The following is an 11,491-nucleotide window of genomic DNA, read 5'->3' as shown; positions in this document are numbered from 1 at the left end:
TCAGCCAGCGAATCGCTAGCTCATAATCTCGCGGCAAATGCTGCAGATGGCGAGGTGGCCGTTCATGGTTCCACCATGTCTCATGGCCCCTTAATGCCGTCAAGGGGCTGCTTTCAGGCCTGTTGCAACCGCAAGCCAGCGAAAAGCGTTCCAAGGCCTTCATGGTTAATCATTATTAAGCATTTGGGCGTATCGGGGGTGGCGGCGGTCTCCTCGCCTTTTTCACCGGTGCACCCATGCGGTCCATTTCAGCATTGATTGCCTGCGCATTCCTCCTCGCCCCGGCCGCCGCCCTCGCCGACAGCCGAGTCTTCATCGTCGCCAACCAGGCCGACGGCTACGGCATCGACCAGTGCCTGGCGCGCGGCGAGCGATGCGGCGCCTCGGCCGCCCGCGCCTACTGCCAGTCGCGCGATTTTGCGCAGGCCACGAAGTACGGCCGTGTTGATCCCGACGAGATCACCGGAGCGGTTCCGCAGGGTGGAAGCAACAAATGCGGCGGCCACGGCTGCGGTGAGTACGTCGCGATCACCTGCCAGCGCTGAAACCACGCCAAGCGACTGTCGGACCGGGCCTTTTGCCACATCGGCGCCCCGGAAACGACGTGACGCTGCCCCGAGAAAAGGCTATTGCAGGCGGCCTCGGCTGCGCACTTCGGCGTTGATCGCCGCGCGGCGTCGTTTGAATGGCTGGATATGCCCGAAACTCCCTATCTTCGTCGCCACCACTGGCTTTTGACCTGCGCCCTGCTCGTCGGCATCGCACTGCCCGGCTCGAGCGCGCTCGCGCAGCAGCAGATGAACCCGCCGGGCCCGCCCGACCAGCCGCCGCAGCAGGTGCAGCCCAATCCGATGTGCAGCCGGCTCGAGGGACAATTGGCGATGATCGACCGCGGCGGCGGCAGCGGCGATCCGGCCCGGGACGAGCAAATTCGCCGCTACCAGGACGCGGCCTCCAGGCAGCAGGCCGAACTCGACCGGGTGACCGCGCAGGCGCGCCGGATGGGCTGCGACAGTTCCGGCTTCTTCTCGCTGTTCAACAACAATTCGGCGCAGTGCGGTCCGGTCAACAACCAGATCCAGCAAATGCGCGCCAATCTTGACCAGATGACCCAGAACCTGGAGCGGCTGCGTTCCGGCGGGCTCGGCGGCGCCGACCGCGAGAGCCAGCGCCGCTCGGTGCTATCTGCGCTGGCGCAGAACAATTGCGGCCCGCAATACGCAGCGGCTGCCGGACGGGGCTCGGGCAATTTCCTGGAAAACCTGTTCGGCGGCGGTGGCGGTGCTAGTCCCGATCAGCAGCTGCCCCCGCCGAGCGCCGAATATGGCGCGCCGTCGGGCACCTTCCGCACGGTCTGCGTCCGCACCTGCGACGGTGCCTACTTCCCGATCTCGTTCGCGACGTCGCAGGCACGTTTCGCCGCCGACGAGCAGGTCTGCAAGGCGCAATGCCCGGCCGCCGAGGCCAGCCTGTTCACCTACCGCAACCCCGGCGAAGACATCAACCAGGCGGTGTCGATCGGCGGCCAGAGCTACACCTCGCTGCCGAACGCATTCAAATACCGCACCGAGTTCAATCCCTCGTGCTCCTGCAAGCCGGCCGGCCAGAGCTGGGCCGAGGCGCTGAAGGCGGTGGACGACAAGGCCTCGGTCGAGCAGCAGGGCGACATCATCGTCACCGAGGAAAGCGCGCGGAAGATGCAGCAGCGGGCGCAGCAGCAACAGTCAGCCAAGCCGGTCGCCGGCAAGAAAGGCGCGGCCGCCGCAACGCAACAGCCACCAGCCGCGGCCGATGCGACACCGCCGGCAGCGGCGGCGGCCCCCCGCGGCGACGGGATCCGCACCGTCGGCCCGACCTTCATTCCGCCGAAGAACTGAGCCGTCCGGCAACGGGACTCCGCTTCAACCCTCGAACGCTTCCACCGACGCGCGGCTGCCGCGCGTCACCAATTGCTCGTCCGGCGCCGGCAGGGCCTTGCCGAAATCGCGGAAGCGGTTGGTGATGGGATAGCGGCGATCGCGGCCAAAGTTCTTGCGCGTGACCTTGACGCCCGGCGCGGCCTGCCGGCGCTTGTATTCGGCGATATTGAGCAGGCGGTCGATGCGGGTCACGACGTCGCGGTCGAAGCCGGCCGCGATGATGTCGGCGAGCGGCTCCTCGCGCTCGACCAGACGCTCGAGGATCCCGTCCAATATATCGTAGGGCGGCAGCGAATCCTGGTCGGTCTGGTTCTCGCGCAACTCGGCGGTCGGCGGCCGCGTGATGATGTTGACCGGGATCACCTCGCCCGAAGGACCGAGCGCGCCGTCCGGCTTCCAGGAATTGCGCAGGCTCGACAGGCGGAACACCTCGGTCTTGTAGATGTCCTTGATCGGGTTGAAGCCGCCGTTCATATCGCCGTAGAGCGTGGCGTAGCCGACCGACATTTCCGACTTGTTGCCGGTGGTCACCACCATCGCGCCGGTCTTGTTGGAGATCGCCATCAGCAGGGTGCCGCGGGCGCGTGCCTGCAAATTCTCCTCGGTGATGTCGCGCTCGAGACCCGCGAACACCGGCGCGAGGATCGTCTCGAACCCGTTCACGGCGTCGGCGATCGGCAGCACCTCGTAGCGGATGCCGAGCGCGGCCGCGAGTCTTGCCGCATCGTCGAGCGAGACCTGCGCCGTGTAGCGGAACGGCAGCATGACGCCGCGCACCCTGTCGGCGCCGAGCGCATCGACCGCGATCGCCGCGCACAGCGCCGAGTCGATGCCGCCGGAGATGCCGAGCAGCACGCCGGGAAAGCCGTTCTTGCGGACATAGTCGCGCAGGCCGAGCACGCAGGCTGCGTAGTCGGCCTTGTCGCCCTCGAGCTGCGGCGTGACCGGTCCGTTGCAGCGCCAGCCGTCTGCCGTCTTGCGCCAGACCAGCGTCGTGATGTTCTCCTCGAACGCCGGCAGCTGTGCCGCGACGGAGAGATCGGCATTGAGCACGAACGAGGCACCGTCGAAGATCAATTCGTCCTGGCCGCCGACCTCATTGAGATAGGCGAGCGGCAGCCCGCTCTCGGTGACGCGCGCCACCACGATCGACAGCCGCAGATCGGCCTTGTCGCGCGCATAGGGGGAGCCGTTCGGCACCACCAGGATCTCAGCGCCGGTCTCCGCGAGACATTCGACGACGTTCTCGTATTCCTCGGACTCTTCCAGCCAGATGTCCTCGCAGATCGGCACGCCGATGCGCACGCCGCGCACCGTCACCGGCCCGGGCGCTGGCCCGCGCGCGAACAGGCGCTTCTCGTCGAACACGCCGTAATTCGGCAGATTGGCCTTGAAGCGCAGGGCGGCGATGCGGCCGCCGTCGAGCAGCGCGCAGGCATTGTAGAGCTTGTCGTCCTCGACCCAGGGCGTGCCGATCAGCATCGCCGGGCCGCCATCGGCGGTCTCCCGCGCCAGCTGCTCGATCTCGGCGCGGCAGGCCGACTGGAACGCCGGCTTCAGCACCAGGTCCTCCGGCGGATAGCCGGCGATGAACAGTTCCGGGAGCACCACGAGATCGGCGCCGTCGCCCTTGGCCTTGTCGCGCGCGGCGCGCGCCATCGCGGCGTTGCCGGTGACGTCGCCGACGGTCGGATTGAGTTGCGCCAGGGTGATCTTGATCTGTTGTTCGCTCATACTGTTATGTTGTCCCTCGCAAGAGCAAACTTCAATCCGCTTCCGGTCATGGTGTGATTGCAGAAATCGCACTGTGATCGTCGCTGGCGGGCCCGCTCAGGGGGCGAGCTCCGCCCTCACCTCACCGAGCAACGCCATGCCGCCGAGCCGGCCCAATTCGTCCGAACATTTTGCGCTCTTGCCGTAGCAGCCGGTTGCAACCGCGACGCGCTCCGACAGCGGTCCGATGCTGGGCAGGCCGGTGTCGCCGAACGTCGTCATGCAGGGCACGATTCGGCGCTCTTCGAATTTGAGGTCACGGATGCGCTCGAGGATCTGCGTCTGGAGCCGGTCGGCAACCTCAGTCGATCCGCCCGATTTGAACCAGTCCTTGATATCCGCATCGCCGTCGAGCGCAATGTCGACCGGATCACCGCCGAGCTTTAGCCAGGTGTGGCCGTCCGGATAGACGATCGGCGGCAGGATATAGGGATTCTGCCCTTTGGGTCCGATGCAGCGCATCGACGGCATTCCGGCCAGGCGTTGAACCTCCGCCGCACCGAGCCGGAACAGCGCCACGGTGCGCGCATAGACCGTGTGCCCCAGGGAGCGGCCGAGCAGTGATTGGGTATGTCCGCCGGCCGCGACGAGCACCCGTTCGGCCTCGACCGTGCCCGATCTGGTCCGGACCGTCACGCCGGAGCGGCTTTCCGCGATCCCAAGCGCAGGTTCATCGATCATCTTTGCCCCGGCGCGCTCCGCGGCGATGGTCTGTGCCCGGACCAGGCGGCGCGGTGAAATATATCCGGCATTGCGCGGCTCGAAATAGCCGAGGTTTCCCACTGCCGATCCGAGATATGGAAACCGCTCCGCGAGCGCCGCATCTTGATAGGCTTCGGCATGGATGTCTTCTTCGGCGCAGATCTTGCCGACCGACGTGACGTCGCGGCTTTCGCCGGAGCCGACGTGCAGTGTCCCGGCTTCCCGGTAGAATTCCACGCCGCTCTCCGAAGTGATGTCGCCGTAGCGCGAAATCGCGGCGCGGTTCGCCTGCCGCCAGAACGGCCCCGGATCGAAGGTCCGCGTGATGCGGCCCTCATCGTAGTGGCTGCCGAACACGCCGTTGTGCCGCGAGAAGTCTGCCGGCTCATTGGGGCCGATCAGCGCGACGTCATGGCCCATCTTGCTCAGGTGCCGCGCGGCTGCCGAGCCGATCAGACCACGTCCGATCACCGCAAGCCTGGTCGCTCTATTGGCGCTCATGGTCGCTCCTGCGCTTGGCTTGTCCGGGGGTCAGAACAAACCCATGCGTTCGGCGAGCGCGAACAGCCAGAACAGCCCGGCCATCAGCAGCGCAACGCCGACTGCCGCCGAGCCCATGTCCTTGACCCGGCCGATCTGCGGGTCGTGATCCATCGTGAGGCGATCGGCGAGCTTCTCGATCGCGGTGTTGAGCAGCTCGACCACCAGCACCAGCACAACGGTCGCGAACAGTTCGACGCGGCGCATCACGGTGGCGCCGACCAGCCAGGCCAGCGGCACGGCGAGCACCAGCGCCACGATCTCCTCGCGGATTGCCTGCTCCGAGCGGAAAGCGAACGCCAGCCCGTTGCGCGAGTTGATCGTCGCCCGCCACAGTCTCAGCAAGGCACGGCCCCCAAATCAGAACCCCGCAACGGCCGGCATCGGTTTGGCCTTGCCCGCGCGCTCCTGCTTGAGCAGCTCGGCGATCAGGAAGGCCATGTCGATCGACTGTTCGGCGTTGAGGCGCGGGTCGCAGACCGTGTGATAGCGGTCGTTGAGGTCTTCGTCGGTGATGGCGCGGGCACCGCCGATGCATTCGGTGACGTCCTGCCCGGTCATCTCCAGATGTACGCCGCCGGCATGGGTGCCCTCGGCGGCATGGACCGCGAAGAACGACTTCACCTCCGAGAGCACGCGGTCGAATGGCCGCGTCTTGTAGCCCGAGGTCGAGGTGATGGTGTTGCCGTGCATCGGATCGCACGACCACACCACACTGCGGCCTTCCCGCTGCACGGCGCGGATCATGCCAGGCAGATGGTCGCCGACCTTGTCGGCGCCGAAGCGGGTGATCAGCGTCAGCCGGCCCGGCTCGTTGTCGGGGCTCAGCACGTCGATCAGCTTCAATAGCTCGTCCGGCTTCAGCGACGGGCCGCATTTCAGGCCGATCGGATTCTTGATGCCGCGGAAATATTCGACATGGCCGTGGTCGAGCTGACGTGTGCGGTCACCGATCCAGATCATGTGGCCTGATGTCGCGTACCAGTCGCCGGTGGTGGAATCGACCCGCGTCATCGCCTGCTCGTAGCCGAGCAGGAGCGCCTCATGGCTGGTGTAGAAATCGGTGGCGCGCAGCTCGGGATGGCTTTCGAGGTCGAGGCCACAGGCGCGCATGAAGTTCAGCGCATCGGAGATGCGGTCGGCCAGTTCCTTGTAGCGGCGGGACTGCGGCGAGTCCTTGAGGAAGCCGAGCATCCACTGATGCACGCTGCCGAGATTGGCGAAGCCGCCGGTGGCGAAGGCGCGCAGCAGGTTCAGCGTCGCCGCGGACTGGCGATAGGCCATCAGCTGGCGCTGCGGATCGGGGATGCGCGCTTCCGGCGTGAAGGCGATGTCGTTGACGATGTCGCCGCGATAGCTCGGCAGCTCGACGCTGCCCTGCTTCTCGGTCGGCGACGAGCGCGGTTTTGCGAATTGTCCTGCGATGCGGCCAACCTTCACCACCGGCAGCGCGCCGGCATAGGTCAGGACAACCGCCATCTGCAGCAGCACGCGGAAGAAATCGCGGATGTTGTTGGCGCCGTGCTCGGCAAAGCTCTCGGCGCAGTCGCCGCCTTGCAGCAAGAAGGCCTCGCCCGCGGCGACCCGCGCCAGCGCCTTCTTCAGGTTGCGTGCCTCGCCGGCGAACACCAGCGGCGGAAAGGTCGCGAGCTGGGCCTCGACATCGGCCAATGCCTTGGGATCGGAATAGTCGGGGACCTGCAGCACCTTCTTGGCGCGCCAGCTATCGGGTGTCCACCGCTCGGACATGAGGTCAACTCCTGAGCAACAACCGCAACTTAATCGGGGGCAAGGAAAGGCCCGCGTTATACACAGCCTCCCTCTCTCCGGCTAGAAGGATTCCTGCAATTGCGTCAATCTCTTGCAGGAAAATGCGAATTCGCATTTGGTAGAGCATAGCATGATTGAAGGGGGAAATGCCGTGGCCGGGGCCGCGCTGGACGACGTTTTTAGCGACGATATCGTGGTGCCCGCGGTCGACGGCTACAAGCTCGGCGCGACCCTGTTCCTGCCCCGCGGCGCCAAGCGCCGCGCCGTCCTGATCAACTCGGCCACCGCCGTTCCGCGCAAGGTCTATCGCGGCTTTGCCGGCTATCTCGCCCGCCGCGGCGCGGCGGTGCTGACCTACGACTACCGCGGCACCGGTGATTCCAGGCCGAAGGCAAGATCGTTGGCTGGCTTCAAGGCCGATATGGCCGACTGGGCCGCGCTCGACGTCACCGCCGCGGTACGCTGGATGCGCGAGCGCTACCGCGACCTGCCGTTCACCTATGTCGGCCATTCCTTCGGCGGCCAGGCGCTCGGCCTGATCGCCAACAATGCGGAAATCCCCCGCGCCCTGCTGGTCGCCTCGCAGGCCGCCCATTGGAAGCTGATGGCCTCGCCGGAGCGCTACCGCGTCGTAGCCTTCATGAACGGCGTCGGCCTGCCGCTGACCCGCCTGCTCGGCTACATGCCCGCCTGGGCCGGCCTCGGCGTGGATCTGCCGAAGGGCGTGTTCGAGCAATGGACGCGCTGGGTGTTGCGCGAGCGTTATCTGCTGGATGATCCAGCATTGGCCGCGCGCGAAAACTTTCCGAAATTTCGCGGCAAGCTTCGCGCGCTGGTGATGACCGACGACACCTGGGCAACTCGCCCGGCGGTCGAACTGCTGTGCTCGGCGTTCACGTCCGTGACACCTGAAATCCTCTCGATCCGCCCCGCAGATGCCGGCGCAAAAACGATCGGTCATATGGGCTTCTTCCGCAGCGAGCACCGCGACACGCTATGGCGCGGTGCTGCGGAATGGATCGAGATGGAGGGGTGACGGCACGCTCTCGACGACCGTCATTCCCGCGAAAACCGAGATTGGTTCACTGCGCCTGCCGCCAACACGGAGTCATCACCCGCGAAAGCGGGTGATCCAGTATCCCAGAGGCAGTCGTGATTGAGCCGATGGGCCGCGGCGTACTGGACCGTCCGATCCATGTGCGCAATTGCGCACAGGCCGGGCGATGACAGTTGTGGGTGGGGACGTGGCTGCGCAATTGCGCGACGGTGCGGGGCGACCAGTGATCGGAGAATGTCGACAGTTCTTGTGAATGATCGATCGCGTCGCTTATGGTGCCTCAGAAACCAGGCCAACCCGCCAGGCTCGTCAGCTCACCGGCGCGACACAATGCGCGGCCCTTATTGATAGGTGGGCGGCTTGCGATGCCCGTTGACGTCGCAGGGCGCCTCGCCGTTGCCGTTGCTGGCCTTCCGCGCCAGCAGCTCCTTTTCGGCCTGATACCAGAGCTGATCCATTGCGCCCGGCGGTTCGCCGGCGTCCTTCCACAACTCGTAAGCGCGGGTGCGGATTTCCTGCTCGGTAGGTCCTGGCATGGGCAGCTCCCTCAATCCGAGAATATCAAAGTATTTTGTCAGATCGAACTTCCGGGCAAGCCCAAGGTTCCAAAAGCAACAGGCGCTTGCAACGACTGGGGTTTCCGGAGCGGCGCGCCGGTAACGCGATGTGGGCGCCGGCGGCGAATGCAAGGCATCACGGATCGTCACGGGTTGCGGCTCCGTGCGCAATCGCGCCGGGACAATGCGGGGATCGCGCGGCGGTGAACCCTACTCCGCCGCCTGCCGCACGTGGCGCGCGGTCGGCATGCGCATCGTCACCAGTTCTTCGGACGCGGTCGGATGCAGCGCGATGGTGGCGTCGAAATCGGCCTTGGTCGCCTTCATCTTGACCGCGATCGCCACCGCCTGGGTGATCTCGGCGGCGCAGTCGCCGACGACGTGGCAGCCGAGCACGCGGTCGCTCAGTCCGTCGACCACGAGCTTCATCAAGACGCGGGTGTCGCGGCCGGACATCGTCGCCTTGATCGGGCGGAAATCGGTCTTGTAGATGTCGACGTGAGAGAACTGCGCCCGCGCCTCTTCTTCGGTCAGGCCGACGGTACCGACCTCCGGCTGCGAGAACACCGCGGTCGGGATCGTGGCGTGATCGACCTGCACGGGACGTTTGCCGAACACGGTGTCGGCGAAGGCGTGGCCCTCGCGGATCGCGACCGGCGTCAGATTGGTGCGATGGGTGACGTCGCCGACCGCATAGATGTTGTCGACCGAGGTCTTCGACCAGCCGTCGACCTGGATGCCGCCATTGGCTGGATTGATCGCAACGTCTGCGGTCTCGAGGCCGAGATTGGCGACGTTGGGATGGCGGCCGATCGCGAACATCACCTGATCGGAGGCGATGCTGGAGCCGCTCGACAGATGCGTGGTGAATTCCTTGCCGTGCTTGTCGACCTTCGCGACCGTGCAGCCGGTGATGATGGTGATGCCGTGCTTCTCCATTTCGGCGCGCACATGCTTGCGCACGTCCTCATCGAAGCCGCGCAGGATGTTGTCGCCGCGATAGATCACAGTGACGTCGGAGCCGTAGCCGGCGAAGATGCCGGCGAATTCCAGCGCGATGTAGCCGCCGCCCTGGATCACGATACGCCGCGGCAGTTCCTTCAGGTGAAACGCCTCGTTGGAGGAGATGACGTGCTCGATGCCGGGAATGGCCGGGCCATGATTGGGCGCGCCGCCGGTCGCGATCAGGATGTATTTCGCCGTGACCTTCTCGCCGGTGGCGAGCCGGAGAGTATGGGCATCCTCCAGCACCGCGCGGGTCTTGACGATCGTGGCGCCGGACTTCTCGACATTGGTGGTGTAGGCGCGCTCGAGCCGCGCGATCTCCTTGTCCTTGTTGGCAACCAGCGTCGCCCAGTCGAACGAGACATCGCCGATGGTCCAGCCGAAGCCCGCCGCATCCTCGATCTCCTGATGGACGTGGCTGCCGATCACGAATAGCTTCTTCGGGACGCAGCCGCGGATCACGCAGGTGCCGCCCATCCGGTACTCTTCGGCGACCATGACCCTGGCGCCATAGCCGGCCGCGATGCGCGCGGCACGAACCCCGCCCGAACCGCCGCCGATGACAAACAAGTCGAAATCATACTCGGCCATGGTAACCTCTTTTCTCGCTTCCCCCTCGCCCCGTTCTTACGGGGAGAGGGTCGGGGTGAGGGGCTCTATCCGCGAGCGCACCGGGCGTTGAGACCTGTACCCCCTCACCCGGATCGCATCCATGATGCGATCCGACCTCTCTCCCCGCAATCGGGGAGAGAGGTGGCTAGGCGGGCTCAGATGTCCTTGCCGCGCTTCTTCATCTCGGCCTTGAACTGGTCGTTGACGATCACGCCGAACTGCTGCGCCCACTGCTGCATATACTGCAGCGAGCCATTGATGGCCGCAGGTTCGGCCTTCAGGAGCTTGTCACCGAGCGGCGTCTTGTAGAACGCCACCAAATCCTGCAGCTCCTTCTCGGTGAACTCGGAAGCGTAGATCTGCGCCATGCCCTCGCCGATCTCCTTCTCGCTGCCGCCAAACTGCTTGGCAACGATGATCGCGACCTCGTTGAGGTCCTTCTGGTAGTTCAGGTTCTGCTGCAGCAGGCCGGTCTTGGTCTTCTCGATGATGCCCGGTACGGCGCCGGCATACATCACCGCCACGTTCTTCATCGCGAGGATTTCCTTGGCGGCCGCAATCGCCGCGGGGGTCGACTGCTTGACCTTGGGCATGGGGGGCAGTTGCGGCTGCTGCGCCATCGCCGGTGCGGCCGCGAGCGCCAGTCCAGCCGCCACGGCCACAACCGACAAAAGTCCCGAGAAACGCTTCATTCCAAGTCTCCTTGCTTGCGGCGTCATCGCCGTTCAACAACCCGAATTCCCTGCGCGCCGGCCAGAACGGCACGGCTCGCCAGCCCGATGAACAGGCCGTGTTCGACCACGCCCGGAATCACGCTGAGCAACCCGGCCAGACGCGGCGGATCGCCGATCCGGCCCAGATGGGCATCGACGATCCAGTGGCCGCCATCGGTGACAAAAGCGTGACCGTCCCTGCCCTTGCGGATGACCATCTGGCCGGAGACGCCGGCCTGCGCGAACGCCTTCGCAATCGCGGCCTGCGTTGCGCCGAGGCCGAACGGAATCACTTCGACCGGCAGCGGGAAGCGGCCGAGCGTATCGACCCATTTGCTGTCGTCGGCGATCACGATCATGCGATCACTTGCGGCGGCGACGATCTTCTCGCGCAGCAGCGCGCCGCCGCCGCCCTTGATCAGATTGAGCGCCGGATCGATCTCGTCGGCGCCGTCGATCGTGAGATCGAGCCGGTCGACCTCGTCGAGCGTGGTCAGCGGAACGCCGCAGCGGATCGCATCCGCCTTGGTGGCTTCCGAGGTCGGCACGCCGATCACCTGCATGCCCGACCTGACCTTCTCGCCGAGCAACTCGACGAAATGCTTGGCGGTGGAGCCGGTGCCGAGCCCGAGCTTCATGCCGTCACGCACCTCTTCGAGCGCGCGCTCCGCCGCCTTCCGTTTCAATGCGTCCATGTTCACGTGCCGACCAAGCCCCGGTTTTGCGCCGCTCCGGACCGGCGATCGGCCGCCCGGCGGGCGCATATCTAGCGTCGTTTTGCGGGCAGGAATAGCACCATGAACGGCGTCCACGACCGATTTAATGCGCGATTTCGGGGCGAAT

General features: G+C 65.7%; 11 protein-coding genes. 3 read left to right on the top strand and 8 right to left on the bottom strand.

The features are described from left to right. Positions 1-236 precede the first annotated feature (236 nt). Positions 237-545 (top strand): hypothetical protein, encoded by a 309-nt coding sequence (locus J6500_RS21850; protein ID WP_225714759.1) that lies wholly within the window; start codon positions 237-239, stop codon positions 543-545. Between the two features lie 150 nt (positions 546-695). Then, complete coding sequence (locus J6500_RS21845) at positions 696-1,877, top strand: DUF2865 domain-containing protein (protein ID WP_225714758.1); 1,182 nt, start codon at positions 696-698, stop codon at positions 1,875-1,877. A 24-nt stretch (positions 1,878-1,901) separates the two neighbouring features. On the opposite strand, the gene J6500_RS21840 is transcribed toward J6500_RS21845, so the two are convergent. The 4 genes from J6500_RS21840 to J6500_RS21825 all read right to left on the bottom strand — a co-directional run bounded on the left by J6500_RS21840 (position 1,902) and on the right by J6500_RS21825 (position 6,683). After that, positions 1,902-3,653: an NAD+ synthase gene (locus tag J6500_RS21840; RefSeq protein WP_225714757.1), complete on the bottom strand. Its 1,752-nt coding sequence runs from the start codon at positions 3,651-3,653 to the stop codon at positions 1,902-1,904. A 96-nt stretch (positions 3,654-3,749) separates the two neighbouring features. Beyond that, the gene (locus J6500_RS21835) at positions 3,750-4,895 is read right to left on the bottom strand and encodes an NAD(P)/FAD-dependent oxidoreductase (protein WP_225714756.1); all 1,146 of its coding nucleotides are present in this window, start codon (positions 4,893-4,895) and stop codon (positions 3,750-3,752) included. A 30-nt stretch (positions 4,896-4,925) separates the two neighbouring features. After that, on the bottom strand, positions 4,926-5,279 hold the full coding sequence (locus tag J6500_RS21830) for a diacylglycerol kinase (protein WP_225714755.1): 354 nt from the start codon (positions 5,277-5,279) through the stop codon (positions 4,926-4,928). A gap of 15 nt (positions 5,280-5,294) precedes the next feature. Then, positions 5,295-6,683: a class II 3-deoxy-7-phosphoheptulonate synthase gene (locus J6500_RS21825; RefSeq protein ID WP_225714754.1), complete on the bottom strand. Its 1,389-nt coding sequence runs from the start codon at positions 6,681-6,683 to the stop codon at positions 5,295-5,297. Between the two features lie 151 nt (positions 6,684-6,834). Between J6500_RS21825 and J6500_RS21820 the strand changes: the two genes are divergently transcribed. Continuing rightward, positions 6,835-7,740: an alpha/beta hydrolase family protein gene (locus J6500_RS21820; protein WP_225714753.1), complete on the top strand. Its 906-nt coding sequence runs from the start codon at positions 6,835-6,837 to the stop codon at positions 7,738-7,740. A gap of 362 nt (positions 7,741-8,102) precedes the next feature. Here the strand turns inward: J6500_RS21820 and J6500_RS21815 are convergent, their stop codons facing one another. From J6500_RS21815 to rpiA, 4 genes are all read right to left on the bottom strand, one after another. Next, on the bottom strand, positions 8,103-8,297 hold the full coding sequence (locus tag J6500_RS21815) for a DUF2934 domain-containing protein (protein ID WP_225714752.1): 195 nt from the start codon (positions 8,295-8,297) through the stop codon (positions 8,103-8,105). Positions 8,298-8,528: 231 nt separating this feature from the next. Beyond that, the gene (gor, locus tag J6500_RS21810; RefSeq protein WP_225714751.1) at positions 8,529-9,914 is read right to left on the bottom strand and encodes a glutathione-disulfide reductase; all 1,386 of its coding nucleotides are present in this window, start codon (positions 9,912-9,914) and stop codon (positions 8,529-8,531) included. Positions 9,915-10,090: 176 nt separating this feature from the next. Continuing rightward, a complete protein-coding gene (locus J6500_RS21805) occupies positions 10,091-10,627 on the bottom strand; it encodes a DUF2059 domain-containing protein (protein ID WP_225714750.1) in 537 nt (178 codons plus the stop codon). A gap of 23 nt (positions 10,628-10,650) precedes the next feature. Beyond that, the gene (rpiA, locus tag J6500_RS21800; RefSeq protein ID WP_225714749.1) at positions 10,651-11,349 is read right to left on the bottom strand and encodes a ribose-5-phosphate isomerase RpiA; all 699 of its coding nucleotides are present in this window, start codon (positions 11,347-11,349) and stop codon (positions 10,651-10,653) included. Between the last annotated feature and the right edge of the window lie 142 nt (positions 11,350-11,491).

The sequence above is a fragment of the Bradyrhizobium semiaridum genome (assembly GCF_020329505.1).
GTDB lineage: Bacteria > Pseudomonadota > Alphaproteobacteria > Rhizobiales > Xanthobacteraceae > Bradyrhizobium > Bradyrhizobium semiaridum.
The sequence above is the reverse complement of the archived record's forward strand: the minus strand, read 5'-3'. Positions and strand labels throughout refer to the sequence as shown.

What these genes read in the sequence shown, in the direction of transcription:
- J6500_RS21850 (WP_225714759.1), top strand. Translation starts at nt 237, where the DNA reads ATGCGGTCCATTTCAGCATTGATTGCCTGCGCATTCCTCCTCGCCCCG.
- J6500_RS21845 (WP_225714758.1), top strand. Translation starts at nt 696, where the DNA reads ATGCCCGAAACTCCCTATCTTCGTCGCCACCACTGGCTTTTGACCTGC.
- J6500_RS21840 (WP_225714757.1), bottom strand. Translation starts at nt 3,653, where the DNA reads ATGAGCGAACAACAGATCAAGATCACCCTGGCGCAACTCAATCCGACC.
- J6500_RS21835 (WP_225714756.1), bottom strand. Translation starts at nt 4,895, where the DNA reads ATGAGCGCCAATAGAGCGACCAGGCTTGCGGTGATCGGACGTGGTCTG.
- J6500_RS21825 (WP_225714754.1), bottom strand. Translation starts at nt 6,683, where the DNA reads ATGTCCGAGCGGTGGACACCCGATAGCTGGCGCGCCAAGAAGGTGCTG.
- J6500_RS21820 (WP_225714753.1), top strand. Translation starts at nt 6,835, where the DNA reads ATGATTGAAGGGGGAAATGCCGTGGCCGGGGCCGCGCTGGACGACGTT.
- J6500_RS21815 (WP_225714752.1), bottom strand. Translation starts at nt 8,297, where the DNA reads ATGCCAGGACCTACCGAGCAGGAAATCCGCACCCGCGCTTACGAGTTG.
- gor (WP_225714751.1), bottom strand. Translation starts at nt 9,914, where the DNA reads ATGGCCGAGTATGATTTCGACTTGTTTGTCATCGGCGGCGGTTCGGGC.
- J6500_RS21805 (WP_225714750.1), bottom strand. Translation starts at nt 10,627, where the DNA reads ATGAAGCGTTTCTCGGGACTTTTGTCGGTTGTGGCCGTGGCGGCTGGA.